This is a genomic window from Glaciibacter superstes DSM 21135, assembly GCF_000421145.1.
In the GTDB taxonomy this organism is placed as follows: domain Bacteria; phylum Actinomycetota; class Actinomycetes; order Actinomycetales; family Microbacteriaceae; genus Cryobacterium; species Cryobacterium superstes.
The window spans coordinates 148,630-170,646 of sequence record NZ_ATWH01000011.1 but is presented as its reverse complement, the minus strand read 5'-3'; the positions used below and the strand labels follow the sequence as shown (position 1 = coordinate 170,646).

Below are 22,017 nucleotides of genomic sequence, written 5' to 3'. Positions count from 1 at the left end.
CGAGCCGGCCAGCGCGGATCAGAACCCGCTGACCCGGTCTATCGCCTGTTGGAATACGCCGCTGAGCGCCGGTCCGGCGAGACCCCAGATGATGATCACCAGGCCTGCTGTCATCAGCGTGATGAGAACCCAGCCGGGAACGTCGCCGGTTTCGTCGGAATAGAAGCGATGCAGGAACCAGGCCGTGAGCCTCTGTCGGTGTGTTTTCATGGACGATCCTTCCGTTGTGGTTGTCAGAAACCTGCCTGCAGTACGAAGATTCCCGGAAATACGGCGAAGGCGATAGTGAGCGGCAGGATGAGGAAAACCAGCGGAACCAGCATCGCCACCTCTTTTTTGCCCGAGAGTTCAAGCAGCCCGCGCTTCGCTTCGTCGCGGGCGTCCTGCGCCTGTGCCCGCAGAATCTCGGCCAGCGGTGATCCACGCTCCAGCGCTCCGTTGATCTGCTCGACACATCGAGTGAGGGGTGCGAGACGGATGCGCCCGGCCAATGTCTGCAGGGCGTCAGCGAGCGGCACGCCGGTGCGCACCTCCGCCACGACAATCGCCAACTCCCTCGACAACTCCCCTGAGCTGGTCGCTGACACCCTGCGTAACGAATCGAGGATGCCCTCGCCCGCCGACAACGACAGCGTGATGAATTCGAGGATGGTCGGCAATTCACTCTGCATTCTGTCGAGGCGGGCGTTCGCCACTCGCTTCAGCCGCCAATCGCGAAGCAGCGCACCGCACACGCCGACCACGACGGGAAACACCACTTGCGCGATCATCGGCAGGGTGCGGAAAGCCGGAACGGCAATCACCACGATGATGCCGCCGGCCAGCGCCGCGAGCGCCCACAGGAGCTGCTCCGCTCGGAATTGCAGGGCAGTCTTCGATGAACCGGACTGTCTCAGTCGTCTCTCCACGACATCCGTACCGCCGAGGAGAGCGGCGAGCAGGGTGGTCAGGCGCCCGAATGCGGGTGCGAAGAGGCTTCCGAGCACGGGAAGCGGGTCGACCGTGCGTCGTCCAACGAATGCTCGCGCCTCGGCCGAGACGCCCTGCACGTACGGTGCAACTCGGTCCGCCAACCGCGGCCGTTGCAGGCGGGGCATCAGGCTGACCAGTGACCAGAGCCCGACCCCCAATGCCGTCCCCAGAAAAACGCCCCAGGCGAGCGACGCGCTCATTGGAACCACCGGCGTTCCTGCGGCAACTTGCCGAGGGCGAGCATGACCCGATAGGCAACGACCGAGATCACCAGGCCACCGAGGATGACGGCGAGCCCCGCCGGCGTGTTGTACGCAAGCGCGGCCTCAGGTCGGGTGGCGAGCAGCAGGAGGATGATCCACGGCGCTGCGACTCCGAGTTTCGCCGCGTTCAGGATCCAGGATTGCCTGGCTTCGACCTCCTGGCGGATGGCGGCGTCCTGGCGAAGCCAGGCGGCAAGACTGCGGAGCACAACCGTCAAGTCGCTGCCACCGACCTCTCGCGCCATGCGGAGTGTCTCCAGGATGCGATCCGCGATCGGATCGGCCATGGCATCCTTCAATTGATCGAGACTTCGGGTGAAACTGCCGGTCGCACGGTACTCGCGTTCGAACTCGGCGAATGCAGCACGGGTCCCGACCGGCCCAGCCTGGGCCAGGCTGCTGACGCTGTCGGGAAGCGCCAGCCCTGACCGCACGGCCGCAACCAGGTGGTCAACGACGTCAGGCCACACCGTACGGTTTGCCCGGCGCTTCGACATCGCGCGCCACCGCACCAGGAGGCTCGGCAGCAGAATTCCGCCGATGGCGGTCACAACGGCGAGCGCGAACACCCCGAGCACGGCCTGAACGAATGCTCCGCCGGCCACGCCGAGAACAATGGAGATCGCCAGAAAGGCAGGAACGGGAACCGCGCCAAGCCCCGCCTGCACCAGGTGGGTTCTGGCCCGGTCGCGGATGCCCGGCTTCGTCGGAACGGAACCGGTAGTGGCCGGCCAGAGAAATGGCGACGCCACGAGCAGAATCCCTGCGGCCAGCAGGCACCCAAGGGCGAGCGTCATGCCGCCCCCTGCCGAAGCACAACCGCCGGATCCAGCCCAGCCGCATGAAACTTGGCGAGCTTGGTCGGGTAACCGCCAGTCGGCTCGAGAACGCCTCCAGTCGAACGGAAGATCGGGCTGGCCTCGATCGTCACCCCTGACAACTGCCCGCTCGGCGCGATGATCTCGCCGACCCGGCGCCGTCCGTGGCGATCGAGTTCACAGTGCACAACGATGTCGATGCAGCCGGCAACCGTCGGCAGCACAAACGCCGAGTCAATGTTGCGCCCGGCCAGAAGCGGCAGCGTGGAGAGTTTTGAGAGCGCGTCACGTGCGCTGTTGGCGTGAATCGAGCAGGCTCCTGGCAATCCGCTATTAAGCGCGATCAGCAGGTCGAGGCTCTCCGCTTCGCGCACCTCACCGACAACGATGCGGTCCGGTCGCATCCGCATGGCTTCCTTGATCAGCCTGCGGAGCGTGATCTCCCCCGTTCCCTCCAAGCTGGGCTGGCGACACTGCATGGCGACGACGTCGCGGGCGCTGAGGTCGAGCTCGAAGGTCTCCTCCACCGTGACGATGCGCTCGTTCTGCCTTGAGGCCGAGAGCAGCGCGTTCAGCATCGTCGTCTTTCCGGTCTGCGTCGCACCGGAAACGAGGATGTTCTGCCCGGCGAGCACGCACATACGCAGAAACTCCGCCGCCTGCTGGCTCAGCGACCCGAGCCCCACCAACTGGTTCAGGTCACGGATGCGACGGGTGAACTTGCGAATATTGACTGCCCAGTGCTTCTGCGTGATATCGGGAATCACGACATGGAGCCGCGACCCGTCTGGCAACGATGCATCGACGAACGGCGACGACAGGTCAACACGACGACCGGATGCCTGCAGCATCCGTTCGACCAGGTCTCGCACTTCACGCTCGGTGAGCACCATCGTAGTGAGCTCAGAAACACCGTCACGTGCGATGAACACGCGGGACGGCGCGTTGATCCAGATCTCTTCTATACCCGGGTCATCGAGAAGCGGCTGGAGCGCGCCGAAGCCGGTCAGGGATGCCACGACCTCCCTGGCCGCCTGGTGCTCATCGGCGATCAGGGGAAGCGAACCGCCGAGGGCGCGCTCGCTGTAGCGCTGCACCTCGTCGCGCACGTATTGTTCTGCGAGCGCGTTGTCGGCGGCGAGATCGACACCGTCTCTGCGCACGCGCAGCCGCACCTGTTCGGTGATGATGCGGACGGCCTCACTCATGAAAGCATGATGCCCCTATTCGCCCTCGTCGCGTTTAAGTTATCCACAGGCGCCGACTTCTGCCGAGAAGCTCGCGACCTGGCGATTGGCACTCTGGCGTCAGAGTCAATGTCGCAAAGTACACTGGTACGGCACTCGCGGGAGTGGTGAAATTGGCAGACACGCAGGATTTAGGTTCCTGTGCTTTCGAGCGTGGGGGTTCAAGTCCCCTCTCCCGCACATCGCACGGCCACGGGGAATGCGCTTCGCGCTGGTCCTGGACGACTGGGGTGAGTTAGGATTGCCTTACCAACCTTACCCAGACGGACGCGAGCCAATGAACCCGACGATCACCGACCTGACGATCACGGAGCCGACGAACTCCGACCCGATGATCACCGAGGCAACGATCACCGACACACCAGTCGATCTGGCCGACCACATCCGGTCAAGCTCGGCCGAACAGCACCGCAGCACCGAACAGCGCACCTTTATCACCGAACTGATGCGCGGCCAGCGGTCACTGGCCGACTACACCCGCTATCTCGCGCAGTATGCCTGGGTCTACGAAGCACTCGAAGAACTCGTGGTCAGAGTGAAGTCACTCGACCTGTTCGATCCGACACTCGCCCGCCTGGCCACCATCGAAAATGACCTCACCGCCCTCGGCGTGAGTGACTGGCGACGTGAACATCCCCCGCTGCCAGCCACCGTGGCGTATGTCACTCATCTGCGCGCACTTGCCCAATCTGACAACCTTCGCTGCCTGGCCCACCACTACACCAGGTACCTCGGCGATCTCTCTGGCGGCCAGGCCATCTCGCGCCTGGTCGCACGCCACTACGGAGCAACCGCGGAACAGCTCTCGTTCTACCGTTTCGACGACATCGGCGACATCGTCAAATACAAGCGCGCCTACCGCGACGGCCTGAACGCCCTCACCCTGTCGAAGGAGGAGGTAGACGACCTCGTTGCTGAAGTAGACGCCGCATTCACCTTCAACGGGGCAATATTCGACGAACTGGCGGCCTAGGAGTGCTCCACTCCTCGGCGCTCAGCAACCAACTGAATGATGTGTTCGCCCAGGCCGGCGTCATCGTGTTCTACGTGGTCATCTGGGGTCTCGTCTTCGCCGGCACCGCGCTCCTCCTCGGGGTCTTCATCCCCTTCGTGACCGGCGACTCACTGCTCTTCGCTTCCGGGCTCGTCGCGGCATCAACGTCGAACCTCAGTATCGTCATCCTTGCCACCGGAACCGGAATCGCGGCGTTCCTCGGCGACCAGGTCGGCTTCCTCCTCGGCCGACGGTACGGCCGCGGCTACCTCGACCGCCACGGCGGGCGGCGCACCCAACTCGCGATCGTGAAAACCGAATCGTTCTACCGGAAGTTCGGCTGGTGGTCTGTGGTGATCGCCCGCTTCATGCCGTGGGCGCGGGTGCTCGTCCCGGTCATCGCCGGGGTGGGCCGTATGAACTACTACAGGTTTCTCAGCAGCAACCTCGTCGGCGCGCTGGCCTGGGGAGTCGGCATCACCCTCACCGGGTTCTACGCCGCTTCGATTCCCGGGGTGAAGAACGCGGCGTACATCATTGCCGGATTCTTCATCGTCGCCTCCATCGTGTTCGGGTATCGCACCTGGCGCGCCGACCGAGCGGAGACGATCAAAAAGCGAGAATCCGTCGTCGCGCAGCCCCACGAATTCGGGGGGAATCCCCCCGAATAATCCCGGCACAATCTCGGTGAGGCACGTTACTCTGGAACGCGGCATCCGACTTGCTGCCGCCACCGCCACGCTATCTGACGACGACTGGAGCTCGCCATCCACACCGCACTCATTCCCTGGCTCGACCCGGAACTGATCATCAACTCGGCTGGCCCCTGGGCCCTCGTTGTGGTGTGCGCGATCGTCTTTGCCGAAACCGGGCTGCTCGTCGGATTCCTGCTTCCGGGCGACACGCTGCTCGTCATCACGGGCTTGGTGACCGGGAGCCTCATCATGATCGACATCTGGTGGGTCTGCCTCGCAATCGGAGCGGCCGCCTTCCTGGGTGGTGAGGTCGGTTATCTGATCGGCCACAAGCTCGGACCCCGCGTCTTCGAACGCAAGGAGTCCGGCATCTTCAGCGTTGAGAACGTGCGCCGCACCAACTCGTTCTTCGAACGGTTCGGTGGTATCGCCGTCATCCTCGCCCGCTTTGTGCCCATCGTGCGCACCTTCGCTCCTGTCGCCGCGGGCGTCGGGCACATGAACTACAAAAAGTACTCGCTCTACAACTTCATCGGCGCAATGATCTGGGGTGCGGGCCTCACTTTTGCCGGGTACATGCTCAACTTGATTCCACCCGTCGCTGAATTTGTGAAGTCGTACATCGACGTGATCCTGCTCGGCGCTGTGGTTGTGACGCTCGTGCCGACCGTGTATCACTACGTGCAGTCGACCATCAAGGCGAAGCGTTCAGCGCGGAACGCACAGGTCGAAACAGACAAGCTGGTGCTTGACCCAGAGGTCTTCAGCACGGAACACGACGGAAAGCACGAGTAGCCGGGCGTTTCAGTTGTGGGCCTGATCCTCATGCGCCGCGTGCTCAGCAGGTTCGATCTGGAACGTGGAATGCGCAACGTCGAAGTGATCTGACAGGCATCCGCCCAGGTCATCGAGTAGCTTTCCGGCGCCACCCCCGCGGAGCACGGCAGGCTCGACCACCACGTGGGCAGTGAACACCGGTGCTCCTGAGGTGATCGCCCAGACGTGCACATCGTGCACATCGACGACGCCTGCGGTGCCGAGGATGTGCTTCCGGATCTCGGCGACATCGGTGTCTGCAGGCGCAGATTCGCTCAGTACGCGCACCACATCGCGCAGGAGTGAAAATGCGCGCGGGGCGATCATGACGGCGATGGCCAGCGAGGCGATGGCATCCGCCTGCACGAAGCCCGTGGTGAGGATTACGATGGCCGCTCCTATCACCGCCAGCGAGCCGATGGTGTCGCCAAGGACTTCGAGGTAGGCGCCGCGCATGTTGATGGAGTTGCCGGCGGCGGGCCGCAACAGCAGCAGGGCACAGATGTTGGCAACGAGTCCGATGATCGCAACGATCAGCAGCGGGCTCGCATGAACCTCGGTCTCGGACTGCCCCGTCAGCCGAATCACAGCTCCGATGACGACGGAGATCGCGACGGCAATCAGGATCAGGCCGTTGATGAGTGCGGCGAACACTTCGGCTCGCTGGTAGCCGAAGGTCTGGCGGTCCGTTGCCGGGCGCGCAGCGACCACGGTGGCGGTCAGAGCGATGATAAGACCGGCGAGGTCGGAGAACATGTGCCCGGCGTCGGCGAGCAGCGCGAGCGAACCAGACAACCAGGCGCCGACGATTTCGACCACAAGGGAGACGCCGATAATGCCGATCGCGATCGACAGGCGCGTGCGATTCGCCTGTGTTGCGTGGCCGTGATCGTGTCCCATGACTCCACCGTACGAGCGCCGGAGCGCGATAGCCAGCGTGACCGCCAGATAGGAATGAGTGCCATTCTCAGCTGCAGCATGCGTCTGAATCAACCCGGTGTGTCGCCGGGTTGATTAACAGGGCGCTCAGCTGCCGAGAAGCTCCTCAAGTACCGGAATGAGCTGGCCGAACGCCCTGGCCCGGTGGCTGATCCGGTCTTTCTCACCGTCAGGCAGTTCCGCTGCCGACACACTGTGACCGTCTGGGAGGAAGATCGGGTCGTAACCGAAACCACCAGTGCCGGCGGGCTCCGGCAGGATTCGCCCAGGCCACTCACCGGTCACGTATCGCTCAGTGCCGTCTGGCAGTGCGATGGCGGCAACGCAGGTGAAGTGTGCGGCGCGGTGTTCCTCGGTTAGGTCGCTGATCTGCCAGAGCAGCAGGTGCAGGTTGTCTCCGGCGTCTCGGGCCGGGCCCGCCCAGCGGGCGGAGAAGATCCCTGGACACCCTCCTAGGACATCGACGCAGATGCCGGAGTCATCGGCGATGGCCGGGAGCCCGGTGAACGCAGCAGCGGCCCTGGCTTTGAGCAGTGAGTTCTCGGCGAACGTCGCGCCGCTCTCCACCGGCTCTGAGCCGTCGTACGACAGAACCTCGAGGCCCGGGAGTGTGCCGTCCAGGATGCGGCGGAGTTCTTCGACTTTGCCGGCGTTGTGAGTGGCGAGGACGACCTGCACCGGTCAGGCCTCGAGAGCGGTGGTCTGGAGCCCGGTCAGCGTTGCCGCGCCACCGACCGCGAGGTCGAGCAGCGAGTCCAGTTCGCGGCGGTCGAACGGCGCACCTTCTGCTGTGCCCTGCACTTCAACGAACAGGCCGCGCCCGGTGACGACCACATTCATGTCAGTCTCGGCCCTGACGTCCTCGACATATGCCAGATCGAGCATGGGTGTGCCATCGATGATCCCGACCGAGACAGCGGCGACGCTGTCGATAAGCGGTGTGGCCTTCTGGCCGATGAACTTCTTGGCCCTGCCCCATTCGAGCGCATCGGCAAGTGCGACGTAGGCCCCGGTGATGGCCGCCGTGCGCGTGCCGCCGTCGGCCTGCAGAACGTCGCAGTCGATGACGATGGTGTTCTCGCCGAGGGCCTTCATGTCGACCACGGCGCGAAGACTGCGCCCGATCAGGCGGCTGATCTCATGGGTGCGCCCGCCGATCTTCCCCTTGACCGACTCGCGCCCCATACGTTCGTTCGTCGAGCGAGGCAGCATCGCGTATTCGGCAGTGACCCACCCTTTGCCCTTTCCAGCCATCCACCGTGGAACACCGTTGGTGAAGGATGCCGTGCACAGAACTTTGGTGCGGCCGAAGGAGATCAGTGCAGACCCCTCTGCCTGGTCGCTCCACCCTCGTTCGATGGTGATTGCACGAAGCTGGTCTGTGGCGCGGCCGTCGCTGCGCACGATTTCCGCCGGCTGGTTGACGGCGGATGGCTGGGGGTCGGTCACGCGTTCTCCCTGAGTTTTCGGGTTGGTAATGAAATGGCACCGGTGTGCACGAGGTCTACGACGTCGACCTCCGGGCCGATCAAACGATGGGCCAGGCGCAGGAACTCCGTTGCGCTGTCCCCTGTCGCCTCATAACGATAGGTGGGTGGGGCGTCGACGGTGCGCAGCAGGTTCTGGCTCACGAGCACCCGGTACACGTCGTTCGCCGTCTCAGTGTCGCTCGAAACCAGGGTGACGTCATCGCCCATCACATAGGAGATGGCACCCTTCAGGAACGGGTAGTGGGTGCAGCCAAGCACCAGTGTGTCGACGCCGGCCTCCCGCAGCGGTGCGAGATAGGTCTCGGCGACAGCGAGCACCTCATCACCGGTGGTGACCCCGGCCTCGACGAATTCGACAAATCGGGGGCAGGCCTGAGTGAAGAGGCTCAGGTTGGTGGCCGCGGCGAATGCATCTTCATAGGCGCGCGAATTGACGGTGCCTGCCGTGCCGATCACGCCGACCCGGTTGTTTCTGGTGGAGCCGACAGCACGCCGCACGGCCGGCTGGATAACCTCGATCACCGGAACGCTGTAGCGCTCACGTGCATCGCGGAGCATCGCCGCCGACGCCGTATTGCAAGCAATCACGAGGAGCTTCACGTCTTGCGCCACCAGGTCGTCGAGCACCTCGAGTGCGTACCCTCGCACGTCAGCGATCTTCTTCGGTCCGTATGGCGAGTGCGCCGTATCGCCGATGTAGAGAAGGGATTCGTTCGGCAACTGATCCTTGATTGCACGGGCGACAGTGAGCCCACCGACCCCGGAGTCGAAGATCCCAATCGGTGCGTCAGTCACGTTGAGCAAGCTTAGTCGCGCCATCTCCCGCTAACCTGTGATCACGGGCCGATCGGGGGAAGCGTTGCCGGAAACACCATCTGACGACGGTTATGCGAGGTACGTCGGTCGAATCATCTGGCCGGAGAACGCCGCCGCGCTCACCGATTCCGCACTCTGCCCTGCCTGCTTCACGACGCTTCCAGGCCAGGTCTGCACGTCGTGCGGGCTCGACCTGCGTCATCCGGCGGCAGCACAGCTGTTGAAAGCGTCGACGGATGCCGCGGCGTCGCTGAACGAGCGCGCGTCGATCATCGGACGCATCCGTTTTGATGTCGCGCACGCGCAGCGCGCGTACGCCGAGAAGCAGGCACCGGGACGTGCCATCCAGGCTCCGGCCCCGCTTCCGATCCCGCCCGCTGCCGGCGCGCCGCAGGAAGCGTCGCAGGTAGCGGCTCCCCCGCTGGCCGCGCCTCTTGCATCACCACCTGCTCCTGCTGCTCTGCCAGCCGCGCAGCCCGCCATACCCACCGGGACCGCGCGCCAGTCGAAGCGCTCCAGCGTGCAGATCGTGCTGCTCATCGTCGGAGTCTCTCTGGTCAGCATTGCCGCTATCTTCTTCCTCACGGTCGCCTGGCTGCTCGCCGGTCTTGAGTTCCGCTCCGCGATCGTCGGGCTGCTCACCGCTGCCGCCCTCGCGACCGCCGCCGTCCTGCGCCGCAAACACCTCGTCGCAACGGCGGAGGGCATCGGCGCACTCGCCGTTGTGCTGGTGGTGCTCGACGCCTGGGCGATCAGGCAGAACAACATGTTCGGGCTGGGTGACACCGACGGGCCACTGTACTGGGGAATTGCCCTGCTCGTCTGCGCCGCCCTGTTCCTCGGCTGGCACGCGCTTTCTGGTCTCCGGGTGGCCAGCGTGGCCGGATTCGCCGCTGCTCCGCCCGGACTCGGTCTGCTCTTCGCTGGGCTCACCCCGAACCTCGACACCACCACACGCTGGTTCCTGCTCTTTGCCGGTGCTGCGATTGCGGCGTTGCTGCATCGCTTCACCCACACGGGGCAGAAGGCGGAACGCGTCATTCTGTACTCCATCGGAGGGTTCTCCCTGGTCGGGGCGGTGCTGGTTGCCTTCGCTGTGGAATCGGAATCCGACTGGGCGCCACTCTGGTCACTGCTGGTCGTTGGCCTGGTCGCCTTTGCCCATGTCCGGGTGGCACTCGCTGGCCCCGTTCACGACCGTTCGACGGAGATTCTGGGCGAATCAGGATCGATTCGGCCGATTTCACCCACTATCTCCGTCGAACGGTCAGTGCTGAGAGTCGGCCAAGCCCCTGGTGGCGCAGCGCGCTTCTTCGCGTCGGCTGCCGCAGCACTGGGCGCGTTCGCCCTGGTTGCCGTCGCCCCCGCTCTCGCAACGCGTCTGGAGGATGTGACCCTCGCCGTCACTGCCCCGATCGTCGTCGCCGTCGTGCTTGCGCTCTCGGCTGAGGCGCTCGTCAGGCGGCAATCGAATGGTCGACTTCGCGCCCCGACGATGAGCGCCGGCATCACCGCGGCGGCCTTCGCGGGGCTTTTCGCCCTGCTCACCGCTGGTTACGCAGTGTTTCCGTTGGCGGAGTCCGTTGCACGAGGAGTGACGGGCGCAGGCAGCCCGGTCTCGGAACCCCGTGCTGAGAACATCTGGGCCGTCCTGGCCCTCGCCGCAGTCGGCGCCCTGACCATTCTGTTCTGGGGCGCCGCGCGGCTACTCGCGCCCAGGCGTGGTTGGGTCGGTTGGCTGGCCGTGGTCGTCATTCTGCTGCTCCCTGCCCTGGCCGGAGTACTTGTCCTGGTACTGGCCGGCTACCTGCTGCTCGGCGCTGCCGCTCTCATCGTGCTTCTGACAGCCCTCATTCGACGCGTGGAGATCGGCAGCTTCCGACCGCACCTCATCGCTCTTTTTGCCGGCGCGGTTGCCATCGGCTACCTCGTCAGTTGGGCCAGCACGGATACGTGGTGGATCGGATCGGTGTCTGCGGTTGTCGCCGCATTCTGTGCGAGGTATCTCGCGGGGCCTGCCGGCCCAGCGCGAGCGATCCTGCTTTCCGTTGCCATTGTCCTCACCATGATCGCTGCCGCGTACGCGCCATTGGCGCTGATGCTGGCCGCTCACCCTGGGGTGGACGCAAGCCTGGTCAACAGTGTTGCGGGCCTCGCTCTGGCCACCGGCATCCTTCAGCTCATCATTGCGATCGTGGCGCGTGGAGCGCTCACACCCCTAGAACGCCGGTGGGCCTTCTGGACGTTGCTCCTGCCCACAATCGTGGCCCTCACTGTGGACGTCGGCGCCCTCGTACCCAATCTGGATGCACAGGAACAGGCAGGGCTGCTACAGCCTGAACCTGTCGCCTCAATAGTGCGCGCCGCCCTTCTCCTGGCCGCGGCGATCGTGTGGGTTCTCCGTGGCGCCCTGTACGCACTCAAAGTGGAGCGCCTGGTCGCGGCCGCCGCCGTCGCCTTCGCCGCGCTGCTACTCGCGGACTCGGTAGCCGACGCGTTGGGTACGACGACAGAAGTGCGTGTCGTCGTCGCACCGGCCGTTGCCCTTCTTGTTGTTGTCGCGGCGCTTGTGGGCCGATTCGCATCCCGAAGCGATACGAGACCGAGTGATGAGAGCCACAGCGGCCCAGAGCAGGGCGTGCGCATCCGCATCGCTCTGGAGATCGGCGCCGCGCTCGTGCTCGTTCCCGCTGTGTTCTTCGCAGCGATGTCTTCTCTCATCGTGGTAACCGATTCGACTCTGGCCTGGTTGGTACTCCTGATGGCCGCTCTGACGGCCCTGGTCGCAGCGTGTGCGGACGACGGATTGTTCGCTTCCCGGTCACCCCGTCGTCACCTCGGTTGGGTCTCAATCGTTCTGGCAACTGCAGCGCTCTGGATGGGTCTTGACAGTAGCGGCACCGAAGCTGTCGAGGCGTATGTGCTGCCGGTGGCAGCGCTTCTGCTCATCGTGGCGTACCTGATCCGCCGCTTCGGTCGTGTCGATCGCAACGCGGCGACCAGTCCGGTCGCAGCGTTGCTGGTCTTCGTCGCGCTGGTGCTGGCCCTCGTGCCGATCGCCGTACTTGCGCCGATCGAACCACCATTCAAAGCCCTGGTCGTCGGGGTTGTTGCCGGCGTGCTTCTGCTTGTTGCCTGCGCGGTGCGGTGGACGCCTAGCCGGTCGCACTATCTCGGAGCCGCAGGTCTGGCGGGCGCGATCGGCCTCCTCGCAGTCTCGATCAGCCAGTCAAGTCGCTTGTTCAGCACCGCAGACCTGGGTGGCACAACGGATCTCCGCTTCGACGCCTGGCTCGCCGCACCCGCGTTGGTGGCGATCGTGGCGGCCGTTCTGCTGGTCAGGCACACGGATGCCCAGAGTACGGATGCACAGAGCACGGATGCACAGAGCACGCGGTTGCGCTCACGCGCGAGCACGGCGCTCGCATCCATTGCCCTCGTGATCGGGCTGGTGCCGAGCGCTCTCGTCTCGTCAGACGGCACGGTCGCATCAGACGGCACAGTCGCATCAGACGGCACAGTGCTCAGGCCCGTGCTCGTGCTCATTGTCGGTGGACTGGTCACCATTGCCGGCGCGCTGCTTTGCAACCGACCGCGCTGGCAGTCCTTCGCCTGGCCGGCCTTTGTTGTCGGGCTCATCGCCGTCGTTGTCACCGCAGCGGGCCAGCTTCTGCCGCTGTTGTCTGCTCCCGGCACCGAGGCGGATGCCCGGGTGGAGGGCTGGCTGCTCCCGGCCGCATTCCTCGTCATGATTGCCGCGACGCTGATCGTACGCACCGGCACCGCGCAAGACGATGGCGAGCCTGGAGACGCCCGAGCGACACGAGACACCAGGACAGTCGTCGCAACCGTGCTCGTGATCGCGTCCATCCTCGGCATTCTCATCGTCGAGATCGGCGCTCTCGATTACTCGCAGCTGACCACGATCCGTATCGGCCTGCTAGCGTGGCTCTTCGCCGCTCTGCACGTGTGCGCCTTCTGGTACAACCGGCGACCGTGGACGGTACCTGTCGCGTGGGTGGCCATTGCATCAGCTGCCGCCGCTGCGGTTGCCGGCTTCACCCGTGGGGCACCCGATCCGCTGGAGATCGTCACCGTTCCCATCGCGCTGGCACTCCTCACAACAGGATGGTTGCACCTGGACGCCGCTGTGAAGGCGCGCAGCTGGCCGTGGCTGGCACCGGGGCTCCTCGTCCTGCTTGCGCCCTCCCTCCTGCTCGATCTGGACTCGAACCCGCTTTGGCGGGTGGTCGCACTGGGCGTGCTCGCCATCGCCGTGCTCGTGGTGGGCGCTGTGCGCAGGCTCCAGGCGCCATTCCTCATCGGTGCCGTTGTTCTTCTGATTCACGCCGTCGCCCAGTTGTGGCCGTGGATCTCCGTCGCCTACGGCGCGGTTCCGTGGTGGCTATGGCTCGGCGCCGGCGGCGTCCTGTTGATCGTGCTCGCGGCGCGCTATGAACAGCGCATCCAGAACCTGAAGTCGATCGTGCTGCGCATCTCGGCACTGCGATAGTGGTGCTGCCCGACCTACGTCAGCGAACCTACGACAGCCGACCTTCGACAGCCGACGTACGACAACCCATGCGCCGGATATGCTTTCTGGCGTGACCGAATCCTCAGCCCTTCGCACCGATCGCTACGAGCTCACCATGGTGGATGCCGCCATCGAGAGCGGCACTGCTGATCGCCGGTGCATGTTCGAGGCCTTCGCCAGGCGGCTCCCGAACGGCCGCAGGTACGGCGTGGTGGCCGGCACCGGCCGCCTGCTCGAGCAGATCAGGCAGTTCAGGTTCACAGACGCCGAACTCACCTGGCTGAGGGACAACGACGTCGTTCGACAGCCGACCCTTGACTGGCTGGCGGACTATTCCTTCGCAGGGAACATCTGGGGCTACCAGGAGGGCGAGGCGTACTTCCCCGGTTCGCCGTTACTGGTGGTCGAAGGCACCTTCGCCGAAGGGGTGATCCTGGAGACGATCGTGCTCAGTGTGCTCAACTACGACACCTCCGTCGCCAGTGCCGCTGCCCGCATGGTCTCGGTGAGCCTCGGACGACCGATCGCGGAGATGGGCTCCCGGCGCACCAGCGAGTACGCCGCGGTGGCCGCCGCACGAGCCGCCTACATCGCTGGTTTCGCGGCAACCAGCAACCTCGAGGCGGGTCGCAGCTGGGGTGTTCCAACGATGGGCACAGCCGCCCATTCGTTCACCCTCCTTCACGACAGCGAAGAAGACGCCTTCCGTGCGCAGGTGAAGGCTTTCGGTACCGACACCACTCTCCTGGTCGACACCTACGACATCGCACACGGCATCGAACTGGCGGTGAAAGTCGCAGGAACCGGTCTCGGCTCCATCCGCATCGACTCCGGCGACCTGCCGACAGTGGTCGCCGCCGCACGCGCCCAGCTCGACGACCTCGGCGCCGTGAACACGAAGATCACGGTCACCAGCGACCTAGACGAGTACGCGATCGCCGCCCTTTCCGGTTCCCCTGTCGACTCGTTCGGCGTCGGCACATCCGTTGTCACCGGGTCGGGCTCGCCGGCGGCCGGCATGGTCTACAAGCTGGTCGCACACACGGATGACGATGGAGCGTGGGTTCCGGTCGCCAAGACCTCGACGTCGAAGGTCTCGATCGGTGGCCGGAAGGATGCCGTGCGCCGGATCGGTGCGGACGGCCTGGCGGCCCTGGAAGTGGTGTTGGTCGGCGATGGCCCTGATGGGGAGCCGGAAACGGCACCAGGCCAGGCTACGGAACGAGAACTCCTCGTGCCGCTAGTCACCAACGGCACGATCGACGAGCGATTCCTCGGCGCATCCGGAACCGAACGCGCTCGCGCACACCACGCATCCGTCATGCGGGAACTGCCTGCCCAGGCGTTCCGTCTCGGCCGCGGCGAGGCGGTCATCCCCACCATCTACCGGTGAGCCAGGGCGAGCGAGGCTACTCGCCCTTCATCTTCTCGTAGATGGCTTTGCAGGTCGGGCACACCGGAAACTTCTCCGGGTCGCGGCCAGGCAGCCATTTTTTGCCGCACAGTGCGCGCACGGGCTTGCCGCTGATGGCCGACTGGAGAATCTTGTCTTTGGGCACGTAGTGCGAGAACCGCTCGTGGTCACCGGGTTCGATCTGCTCCTGTTCGAGCAGTTCTTCGAGCTCGCTGTCGAGGGTCGACGTACCGCCGCCTGGCGCTCCTGGCTCGGCAATGCTCACACGGAAGTCGTTGGTCATAGCCGTAATCCTACGCGCGTACGGCGGAGGCGAGCATCTCGGGGCCGCGTCGTTCGAAGGCGCGCGAACCGAGCCAGATTCCGGCACACACAGCCAGCAGTCCCACGCCGACCCCTGCATACAGGGCGGCCAGGTGCCACGCTGGGTCTGAGAAGATTCCGAGGATGGCGAAGATGAGCGCCGGGAGAGACAGGATGATCGTTCCGGCGAAGCTGAGGGACTGCACGATGGCCGCTGCCGTATCGGTGGCCTGTGGTTGGGCGAACGGGCTGTCACCCGGTTTGGTCGCGGGGTACGGGAAGCGCGCGGAGGTGTAGCTGGAGAACCCGAGGCCAGCGAGCAGGATGCAGGTGCTGACACCAAGTACAGACGCGAGGGCCGCCCAGTCGCCGAAGAAATACACGCTGATGGCCGATCCGAGGCCGATGACCAGGATGCCGGCGAACAAAGCAGGAACCAGACGGCCGATGCGGTCGGCGACACCTCGGGTTCCGGATGCGACGTGTAGCCAGATTGCCGTGTTGTCGTAGGCGACATCGTTGTGCATCGTCCATCCCAGGAACACACACATCAGCGGTACCGGCAACAGGGCGAGATAGTTGGCCGGTATTCCGGCAATGGTCAGCGGAAGCACAACGAGCACCGGAACGATCGGGATCATGATGAGCGCGACCCAGTAACGCGAATCCCTGCCCCAGTAGGTGATGCTGCGTGCCGCGATGGCACCGAGCGCGTTGTGCGGCATCCGGTCGAACCAGCCGAGTCCGGAGTACTGCTTCAGATTCGCTTCACGCCCCGGTGTGACCAGCATGCGCGCGACCAGTCCCTGCCACCAAAGCCAGAGCACACCCAGGGTCAGTGTGGCGATGAGCAGCTTGAGTATGGCCGGCCCCCAGTCGCCAGACGATGCATCGGCGGGCACCGCCCACGCGGCGCCGAGGGGCGTCCAGCCGAGCACCCCGGCCACGTCTGTGAGAATGCCAGCGCCTTCTGTGCCCCAGTCGATCGTGAGAATCACGACCACGATCGGCGCCGCGAGTACGAGCAGGAGGATGCCGATGACCCCGGAGAACTCACGGGAGCGACGGGTGGACAGCAGCAGCCCCGCCAACCCCGTACTGACCCGTGACGCCAGAAGGCAGGTGGCAAGGAGAATCGCTGCGGCGACGAGCGCGAGGATGGTCTCGCCGAAACCACGCGACCAGGTGACGACGGTGCCGATCAGCACAAGGGCGAGCATGACCGCCGGCACTCCGATGAGTGCCGACACGGCGAGCGCGAACGACAGGCTGCGGTTTGGGACGCCGAAGAGGGCGAATTTCCGAGGATCCATGCTGTCGTCGATTCCGAGCACAAGGGGCACGACGAAGAAGCCGAGAACGACCAGCGAGCCGACGAGGATCATCCAGGTGCGAATGACCTCGACGTCACCGACAAAGCGCAACGTGATCAGGAAGACGACGACGGCAATGGCGACGGCAAGACCATAGAGAAGGCCGATCGCCAGGCCGACAACCCGCCATGGGCTCCGCCGGAACAGGTTGGCGAGGAGTCGGAGCTTCAGTCCGAGAAACTGTGCAACCACTCCATGCCTTCCGCGACTTTTCGCCCTCCTGCGAGTTCAACGAACTTCTCTTCCAGCGACATCGCGCCCCTGACCTCGTCGATGGTGCCGCTGGCGAGCACGGAACCCTGAACGATGATCGCAACGTTATCGCAGACGCGTTGAATGAGGTCCATGCCGTGACTGGAGAGCACCACGGTGCCGCCGCTCGCCACGTACTTCTGCAGGATCTCCGTGACGTTGACGGCAGAGACCGGGTCGACCGATTCGAACGGCTCATCGAGAACCAGTACCCGCGGTGAATGGATCATCGCGCAGGCCAGGGCAATCTTCTTCGTCATGCCTGCCGAGTAATCAGCGACAAGCCGGCCCAGAGCATCGTCGAGCCCGAAAGCCGCCGCAAGGTCTGCCGAGCGCGAGCGCACCGTCTCGTCGTCGAGTCCGCGAAGGATGCCGGCGTAATAGAGCAACTGTGCGCCGGTCAGCCGGTCGAACAGACGGAGCCGGTCTGGAAGCACGCCGATGATGCGCTTGGCGGCCAGCGGGTCTGCCCACACATCGATGCCGTGTACGCGGATGCTGCCGGTGTCCGGGCGCAGCAGGCCGGTGATCATCGAGAGCGTCGTGGTCTTTCCGGCGCCGTTCGGACCCACGATGCCGAAGAACGAACCGGCGCGTACCTCAAGGTCGACACCCGCGACCGCGACGTTCTGCCCGAAGCGCTTCTCCAGGTTCGACACCGATAGCACAACAGGAGCGGACTTATCGACTGGCGCCGGTTTCTTCCTGGCCGCAGCGCGAGGAGTGCGCTTTGCAACCGGCTTGAGAGCGGGCTTGACGTCGGGAGCCGCCGTCGGCTCTGAAGTCCTCGGCTCTGCAATATCCGGCTCTGCAATTTTCAGCACTGCAGTTTCTGTGGCCGCGATGTTCGGCTCGAAGATCTCGGGTTCTGCGAACTCGAGTTCTGCGAACTTCGTTTCGGCAGCCTTCGTTTCGGCAACCTTCGGCATCGTCGTCGCCTCTGGCCCGTGGCGCTCTGCAACAGTTCGCCCAGGCGCCTCGGCAAGTGCGGCTGTCCGCTGCGGTTCCGCTGCAGCGGCAGAGTCTGCAACGGATCGGGCGGTCTTGTCCGTTCGTGCCCGTGCAGCAGCCGCTGCCTTGGCTGCCGCACTCCGTGCCGCCGTCGACTTCTCAGCCGACGTGTTGCGCGCCTCGGCGGACTTTGCGGCGTTCGCCCTGGCCGCAGTGGACTTCTCGGCCGCAGATTTCAGAGAGGCGGCCTTCGCGGCGGTCGTCTTGGCAGCGGCTGTCTTGGCAGCTGTCGACTTCGCGGCCGTCAATCGTGCGGTGGTCGACTTTGTTGCTTCTGATTTTGATGCCGCAGTCTTCGCTGCGCCTGCCGTCGCCGCAGCCGACTTTGCGGTGGCAGCCTTCGCGGCGGCTGCTTTGGAGGCGGCCGTTTTGGAGGCAGCCGTCTTGGAGGGCGTCGTCCGGGATGCAGCAGTTTTCGACGCGGCCGCGGGCCGTGCTGCCGCCGGCCCAGCCGATTCGTCGTCAGTGACATCTGCTGTGCTCGCGGCGTTCGCTGTAATCGCAGTGTTCTCGGCGCTCTTCGCCTGGGTCTTTCGGACGGGAGGTTTCCGCGGCGTTCTCTTCGGTGCAGCGGCGACTTCCTCCGGTGTCGGGGCGTCGTCTCCACGCGAGGCGATTGTCGTCTCGTCGGGCTGGGAATTCGGCGGCACAGAAGTCACCTCGCTAACCTACCAAGGACCGTCAGACATCGGCTGCTTGCGGCGAAATGTTCCGAGTTGCCTGTGAAAACACCGAATAAGCCATTACGAAACGGACACGCAGGGCAGTCTGCCCTTCCCCCCAAATGGGCGCCGGGTTATGGTGGATCATGACATAACGGTGTGTCTTGACGTGAACTTATGGGTGAACTGTATGCAAACTCGCCAGGCGAAGTAGATCTGGCGGCGTTGGACTGCAGTACACACCCAGACCTTGACAAAGGAGATAATCGTGACCACCCAGGTAGTCATTCTCGCAGCAGGCATGGGAAGCCGACTCGGTCGATCCCTGCCGAAGCCCCTGACCGAACTCAGCGACGGCCGCACCATCATGGGCCAGCAGTTCGAGAACATCGAGCACGCCTTCGGCAACAACGCCAAGGTGACAGTGGTTGTCGGCTACAAGCTCGAGCACATCATCGAGGCGTTTCCGCAGGCGTCGTTCGTGTACAACGAGCAGTATGACCAGACGAACACGTCGAAGAGCCTGATGCGCGCCCTGCAGTCATCCGCTCCCGGTGGCGTTCTCTGGATGAACGGTGACGTTGTCTTCGATCCGACCGTGCTCGACCGTGCAGCGGCGATGATCGCCCGCGACCAGTCCTTCGTGACCGTCAACACGGCGAAGGTCTCCGACGAAGAGGTCAAGTACACGACCAGCGCCGAAGGCTACATCAAGGAACTCTCCAAGACCGTCAAGGGCGGACTCGGTGAGGCCGTCGGGATCAACTACATCTCGTCCGCCGACAAGGCGACCCTGCTTCACCACCTCGCCAAGGTCGGCGACCAGGACTATTTCGAGCGCGGCATCGAGCTGGCGATCGAGAAGAACCGAATCCTGGTCGAGCCGGTCGACATCTCCGACCTGTACGCCGTCGAGGTTGACTTCGCCGAAGACCTCGAACGCGCCAACCTGTACGTCTGAGATGCGGGCCGTGCCGCCTGACACGTCGGCAGGCTGCGCGACCGTACGATAGACCTCGTGAGTAGTTACGCCGCAGTGCGCCCCGAACAGCGCACCCCATTTGCGCGCTACCGTCATTCCCTCTGGCTGCTCACGCAACGGGATCTGCGGGTTCGCTACTCGACGTCGCTTCTCGGTTACTTCTGGTCAATCCTCGACCCGCTGGTGATGGCGGGGATCTACTGGTTCGTCTTCACCCAGGTGTTCCAGCGAACGGTGGGTGAACCGCCGTACATCGTGTTCCTGCTCTCTGCGCTTCTCCCGTGGATGTGGTTCAACGGGGCTGTCTCGGACAGTACCCGCGCGTTCCTGCGCGAGGCGAAACTGATCCGGTCGACGAGGATCCCCCGCACGATCTGGGTCAATCGCCTGGTGCTCTCGAAGGGGATCGAGTTTCTGGCGTCGATTCCGGTTCTCGCCCTGTTCGCGATCATCTTCGGAGCCGAACTGCACATCGAAGTGCTCTATTTCCCGCTCGCCATCCTCATCCAGCTGGTCCTGACGGCGGGCGTCGGCCTGCTGGTGGCACCGCTGGTGGTGTTCTTCCGGGACCTCGAGCGCGCGGTGAAACTCATTCTTCGATTCCTGTTCTACGCGTCTCCGATCATCTACGGCACAGCAGACTTGCCGTCTGAGCTGCATTTCTGGGCGGCGTTCAATCCGCTCAGTGGCATTTTCAGCCTGTACCGCGCTGCGTTCTTCCCCGAACAGCTCGACTGGTCCGTGGTGGGCATCGGCGTCACGGTCTCGGTTGCCTTCCTTGCGCTCGGGGCGTTCGTCTTCAGTCGCACCGAGCGTTCTGTGCTGAAGGAGATCTGATGACCCAGCAGAGCGTCGCGCCCGCGGTCATCGCTCCCCCGGTGATCAGGCTGACGGATGTCGGCATCCGCTTTCGCAGGAATCGGCGCGGTCGCCGGACGTTCAAGGATCTCTTCGCCGGACGAAAGCGCCGCAGCCGCCCAGGCGAGTTCTGGGCGCTGCGGAACGTGTCGTTCACCGTGCAGCGTGGCGAGGCGATCGGTGTCGTCGGGAGGAACGGGCAGGGCAAGTCGACCCTCCTGAAGCTCGTCACAGGCGTCGTACTGCCAGACGAGGGCGCCGTGCACGTGACCGAGGGAGTTGCGCCGCTGATCGAGATCACCGGAGGTTTCGTCGATGATCTGAGTGTTCGGGACAATGTATTCCTCACCGCGGGCCTGCACGGCATGACAAAACGGCAGATCGAGTCTCGATTCGACGACATCATCGACTTCGCTGAGATCGGCGATTTCATCGACACGCCGTACAAGCACCTCTCCAGCGGGATGAAGGTGCGCATCGCGTTCGCGGTGATCTCTCGCCTCGAGGAGCCGATCATCCTGGTCGACGAGGTGCTGGCCGTTGGTGACAAGGCGTTCCGGGAGAAGTGCTATCGGCGCATTGAGGAGCTCCTCGAGGGCGGTCGAACGCTGTTTTTCGTCTCGCACAACGAACGCGACCTCAAACGGTTCTGCACGCGCGGCCTCTACCTCGACAAGGGCGCCCTGGTGCTTGATGCGCCGATCGAAGAGGTACTCGCGCACTACAACGCGGATTACGGCGTCAAGCCGGCCTGAGCCGCACGCCGGCCTGCACGCCTGAGCTGCTCCGCGGAACCGTTCAGCCGTTCTCGCCCTCCACAGCAGAGGATTTTACGACTTCTCCACAGAAAGTCGACGCGCAGCGCTCAGGGGGCGCCTGTCGTCGGAGGTCGTGGTTAGCGTCCTGCACATGACAACCATCGATTCGAAATCCACCGTCCGTCGCACTAGTGTTCTCTCGCCTGCCGCGTACCGCATTCCCTGGCATGTCGACCGGAGGCTCGCACCCACCTACCGACTGGTGAACAGGAGCACGGAGCCCCTCTGGGGAGTGTCGCTCAGTGTCTCCGGCGCGGCGGTGATCCATGCCACGGCGCCTCGTCGGCTGAAGCCGGGCGAGTGCCTGGCCGTCACTGTTCGCGGCCGAGACATCCAACGAGACACTGTGCTGATCGTGCGGTGGTTCCGCCAGAACGGAGACGAGTATCTCTGGCGAGTGACCCTTTAGGCTCTGCGGCGGCGCGCTCGATCCTCTTGCTCCCGCCGATAGTCCATGGCTGTGTAGGTGTCACGTGTGGGCGGGAGTTGCTTCGAGGTGATATCCACAAGAAGTGATTGTGGTTCGAGCCCGAGCACCTCAGCGAGTCTGATCAGCGTGTAGAAGGTCGGGTTGCCGTGGCCACGCTCGATTCGTGCGTAATTCGAGGAGTTGAGGCCCGCGAGGTGTGCGACCTGTTCCTGGCTCATGGCTGCGGTCAACCGCTGTTCGCGGAGTCTGAGCCCGAGCACTTTGGACGCTTCAGACTTGGGCTCAGGCATTCCTCATGTGTACTTGCCCTGCTCATTGGATACCAGAGCG

Annotated in this window: 21 protein-coding genes and 1 tRNA gene; 10 read left to right on the top strand and 12 right to left on the bottom strand. The window is 64.4% G+C overall.

Annotated elements, in window-relative coordinates; translation table 11 throughout:
• Nucleotides 1–18 precede the first annotated feature (18 nt).
• Genes K323_RS0115990 through K323_RS0115975 form a run of 4 tightly spaced genes read right to left on the bottom strand, consistent with a single transcriptional unit; the run spans nt 19 to nt 3,261 of the window.
• Entirely contained in the window at nt 19–210 is a 192-nt protein-coding gene (locus K323_RS0115990; protein ID WP_022886278.1) for a hypothetical protein, read from the bottom strand.
• Between the two features lie 23 nt (nt 211–233).
• Complete coding sequence (locus K323_RS0115985) at nt 234–1,172, bottom strand: type II secretion system F family protein (protein WP_022886277.1); 939 nt, start codon at nt 1,170–1,172, stop codon at nt 234–236.
• Nucleotides 1,169–2,032 carry a type II secretion system F family protein gene (locus K323_RS0115980; RefSeq protein ID WP_022886276.1) on the bottom strand — a complete coding sequence of 288 codons (864 nt, stop codon included), beginning with the start codon at nt 2,030–2,032 and terminating at the stop codon, nt 1,169–1,171. The genes K323_RS0115985 and K323_RS0115980 overlap by 4 nt, the downstream gene beginning before the upstream one ends.
• Nucleotides 2,029–3,261, bottom strand: a complete 1,233-nt coding sequence (locus tag K323_RS0115975) for a TadA family conjugal transfer-associated ATPase (protein ID WP_022886275.1) — start codon at nt 3,259–3,261, stop codon at nt 2,029–2,031. The genes K323_RS0115980 and K323_RS0115975 overlap by 4 nt, the downstream gene beginning before the upstream one ends.
• A 137-nt stretch (nt 3,262–3,398) precedes the next feature.
• Between K323_RS0115975 and K323_RS0115970 the strand changes: the two genes are divergently transcribed.
• From K323_RS0115970 to K323_RS0115955, 4 genes are all read left to right on the top strand, one after another.
• Nucleotides 3,399–3,480: transfer RNA gene (locus K323_RS0115970), tRNA-Leu, on the top strand.
• A 97-nt stretch (nt 3,481–3,577) separates the two neighbouring features.
• Complete coding sequence (locus tag K323_RS0115965) at nt 3,578–4,273, top strand: biliverdin-producing heme oxygenase (RefSeq protein WP_022886274.1); 696 nt, start codon at nt 3,578–3,580, stop codon at nt 4,271–4,273.
• Nucleotides 4,274–4,275: 2 nt separating this feature from the next.
• Nucleotides 4,276–4,965 carry a DedA family protein gene (locus K323_RS26675; protein WP_084697379.1) on the top strand — a complete coding sequence of 230 codons (690 nt, stop codon included), beginning with the start codon at nt 4,276–4,278 and terminating at the stop codon, nt 4,963–4,965.
• Nucleotides 4,966–5,061: 96 nt separating this feature from the next.
• On the top strand, nt 5,062–5,784 hold the full coding sequence (locus K323_RS0115955; protein ID WP_026851733.1) for a DedA family protein: 723 nt from the start codon (nt 5,062–5,064) through the stop codon (nt 5,782–5,784).
• 9 nt (nt 5,785–5,793) lie between these two features.
• Here the strand turns inward: K323_RS0115955 and K323_RS0115950 are convergent, their stop codons facing one another.
• From K323_RS0115950 to murI, 4 genes are all read right to left on the bottom strand, one after another.
• Nucleotides 5,794–6,705, bottom strand: a complete 912-nt coding sequence (locus K323_RS0115950) for a cation diffusion facilitator family transporter (protein ID WP_022886272.1) — start codon at nt 6,703–6,705, stop codon at nt 5,794–5,796.
• A gap of 126 nt (nt 6,706–6,831) precedes the next feature.
• A complete protein-coding gene (gene rdgB / locus K323_RS0115945) occupies nt 6,832–7,422 on the bottom strand; it encodes an RdgB/HAM1 family non-canonical purine NTP pyrophosphatase (protein ID WP_022886271.1) in 591 nt (196 codons plus the stop codon).
• Between the two features lie 3 nt (nt 7,423–7,425).
• A complete protein-coding gene (gene rph / locus K323_RS0115940; RefSeq protein ID WP_022886270.1) occupies nt 7,426–8,193 on the bottom strand; it encodes a ribonuclease PH in 768 nt (255 codons plus the stop codon).
• A complete protein-coding gene (gene murI / locus K323_RS0115935; RefSeq protein WP_026851731.1) occupies nt 8,190–9,029 on the bottom strand; it encodes a glutamate racemase in 840 nt (279 codons plus the stop codon). Before murI ends, rph begins: the two co-directional genes overlap by 4 nt.
• 64 nt (nt 9,030–9,093) lie before the next feature.
• Here murI and K323_RS0115930 point away from each other — a divergent pair, with 64 nt between their 5' ends.
• Complete coding sequence (locus K323_RS0115930) at nt 9,094–13,563, top strand: SCO7613 C-terminal domain-containing membrane protein (RefSeq protein WP_033373327.1); 4,470 nt, start codon at nt 9,094–9,096, stop codon at nt 13,561–13,563.
• A gap of 91 nt (nt 13,564–13,654) precedes the next feature.
• Nucleotides 13,655–14,977 carry a nicotinate phosphoribosyltransferase gene (locus K323_RS0115925; protein ID WP_026851730.1) on the top strand — a complete coding sequence of 441 codons (1,323 nt, stop codon included), beginning with the start codon at nt 13,655–13,657 and terminating at the stop codon, nt 14,975–14,977.
• A gap of 16 nt (nt 14,978–14,993) precedes the next feature.
• On the opposite strand, the gene K323_RS0115920 is transcribed toward K323_RS0115925, so the two are convergent.
• From K323_RS0115920 to K323_RS30895, 3 genes are read right to left on the bottom strand one after another with little or no spacing between them, the layout of a single operon-like run.
• Nucleotides 14,994–15,281: a DUF3039 domain-containing protein gene (locus tag K323_RS0115920; RefSeq protein ID WP_022886266.1), complete on the bottom strand. Its 288-nt coding sequence runs from the start codon at nt 15,279–15,281 to the stop codon at nt 14,994–14,996.
• A 10-nt stretch (nt 15,282–15,291) separates the two neighbouring features.
• Nucleotides 15,292–16,866, bottom strand: coding sequence for a hypothetical protein (locus K323_RS0115915; protein ID WP_022886265.1), 1,575 nt, complete (start codon nt 16,864–16,866; stop codon nt 15,292–15,294).
• A complete protein-coding gene (locus K323_RS30895) occupies nt 16,842–18,596 on the bottom strand; it encodes an ABC transporter ATP-binding protein (RefSeq protein ID WP_425402283.1) in 1,755 nt (584 codons plus the stop codon). The genes K323_RS0115915 and K323_RS30895 overlap by 25 nt, the downstream gene beginning before the upstream one ends.
• A gap of 271 nt (nt 18,597–18,867) precedes the next feature.
• Here K323_RS30895 and K323_RS0115900 point away from each other — a divergent pair, with 271 nt between their 5' ends.
• The 4 genes from K323_RS0115900 to K323_RS26665 all read left to right on the top strand — a co-directional run bounded on the left by K323_RS0115900 (nt 18,868) and on the right by K323_RS26665 (nt 21,666).
• Nucleotides 18,868–19,560, top strand: a complete 693-nt coding sequence (locus tag K323_RS0115900; protein WP_022886262.1) for a phosphocholine cytidylyltransferase family protein — start codon at nt 18,868–18,870, stop codon at nt 19,558–19,560.
• A 57-nt stretch (nt 19,561–19,617) separates the two neighbouring features.
• The gene (locus K323_RS0115895) at nt 19,618–20,418 is read left to right on the top strand and encodes an ABC transporter permease (RefSeq protein WP_026851727.1); all 801 of its coding nucleotides are present in this window, start codon (nt 19,618–19,620) and stop codon (nt 20,416–20,418) included.
• On the top strand, nt 20,418–21,194 hold the full coding sequence (locus tag K323_RS0115890; RefSeq protein ID WP_022886260.1) for an ABC transporter ATP-binding protein: 777 nt from the start codon (nt 20,418–20,420) through the stop codon (nt 21,192–21,194). Before K323_RS0115895 ends, K323_RS0115890 begins: the two co-directional genes overlap by 1 nt.
• A gap of 154 nt (nt 21,195–21,348) precedes the next feature.
• Nucleotides 21,349–21,666, top strand: coding sequence for a hypothetical protein (locus K323_RS26665; protein WP_022886259.1), 318 nt, complete (start codon nt 21,349–21,351; stop codon nt 21,664–21,666).
• On the opposite strand, the gene K323_RS26660 is transcribed toward K323_RS26665, so the two are convergent.
• A complete protein-coding gene (locus K323_RS26660) occupies nt 21,663–21,977 on the bottom strand; it encodes a helix-turn-helix domain-containing protein (protein WP_022886258.1) in 315 nt (104 codons plus the stop codon). The two genes, K323_RS26665 and K323_RS26660, sit on opposite strands and share 4 nt — an antisense overlap.
• Between the last annotated feature and the right edge of the window lie 40 nt (nt 21,978–22,017).

Excerpts from the sequence above, each read along its gene's own strand:
- K323_RS0115990 (WP_022886278.1), bottom strand. The coding sequence starts at position 210 with ATGAAAACACACCGACAGAGGCTCACGGCCTGGTTCCTGCATCGCTTC.
- K323_RS0115985 (WP_022886277.1), bottom strand. The coding sequence starts at position 1,172 with ATGAGCGCGTCGCTCGCCTGGGGCGTTTTTCTGGGGACGGCATTGGGG.
- K323_RS0115980 (WP_022886276.1), bottom strand. The coding sequence starts at position 2,032 with ATGACGCTCGCCCTTGGGTGCCTGCTGGCCGCAGGGATTCTGCTCGTG.
- K323_RS0115975 (WP_022886275.1), bottom strand. The coding sequence starts at position 3,261 with ATGAGTGAGGCCGTCCGCATCATCACCGAACAGGTGCGGCTGCGCGTG.
- K323_RS0115965 (WP_022886274.1), top strand. The coding sequence starts at position 3,578 with ATGAACCCGACGATCACCGACCTGACGATCACGGAGCCGACGAACTCC.
- K323_RS0115950 (WP_022886272.1), bottom strand. The coding sequence starts at position 6,705 with ATGGGACACGATCACGGCCACGCAACACAGGCGAATCGCACGCGCCTG.
- K323_RS0115920 (WP_022886266.1), bottom strand. The coding sequence starts at position 15,281 with ATGACCAACGACTTCCGTGTGAGCATTGCCGAGCCAGGAGCGCCAGGC.
- K323_RS0115890 (WP_022886260.1), top strand. The coding sequence starts at position 20,418 with ATGACCCAGCAGAGCGTCGCGCCCGCGGTCATCGCTCCCCCGGTGATC.
- K323_RS26665 (WP_022886259.1), top strand. The coding sequence starts at position 21,349 with ATGACAACCATCGATTCGAAATCCACCGTCCGTCGCACTAGTGTTCTC.
- K323_RS26660 (WP_022886258.1), bottom strand. The coding sequence starts at position 21,977 with ATGCCTGAGCCCAAGTCTGAAGCGTCCAAAGTGCTCGGGCTCAGACTC.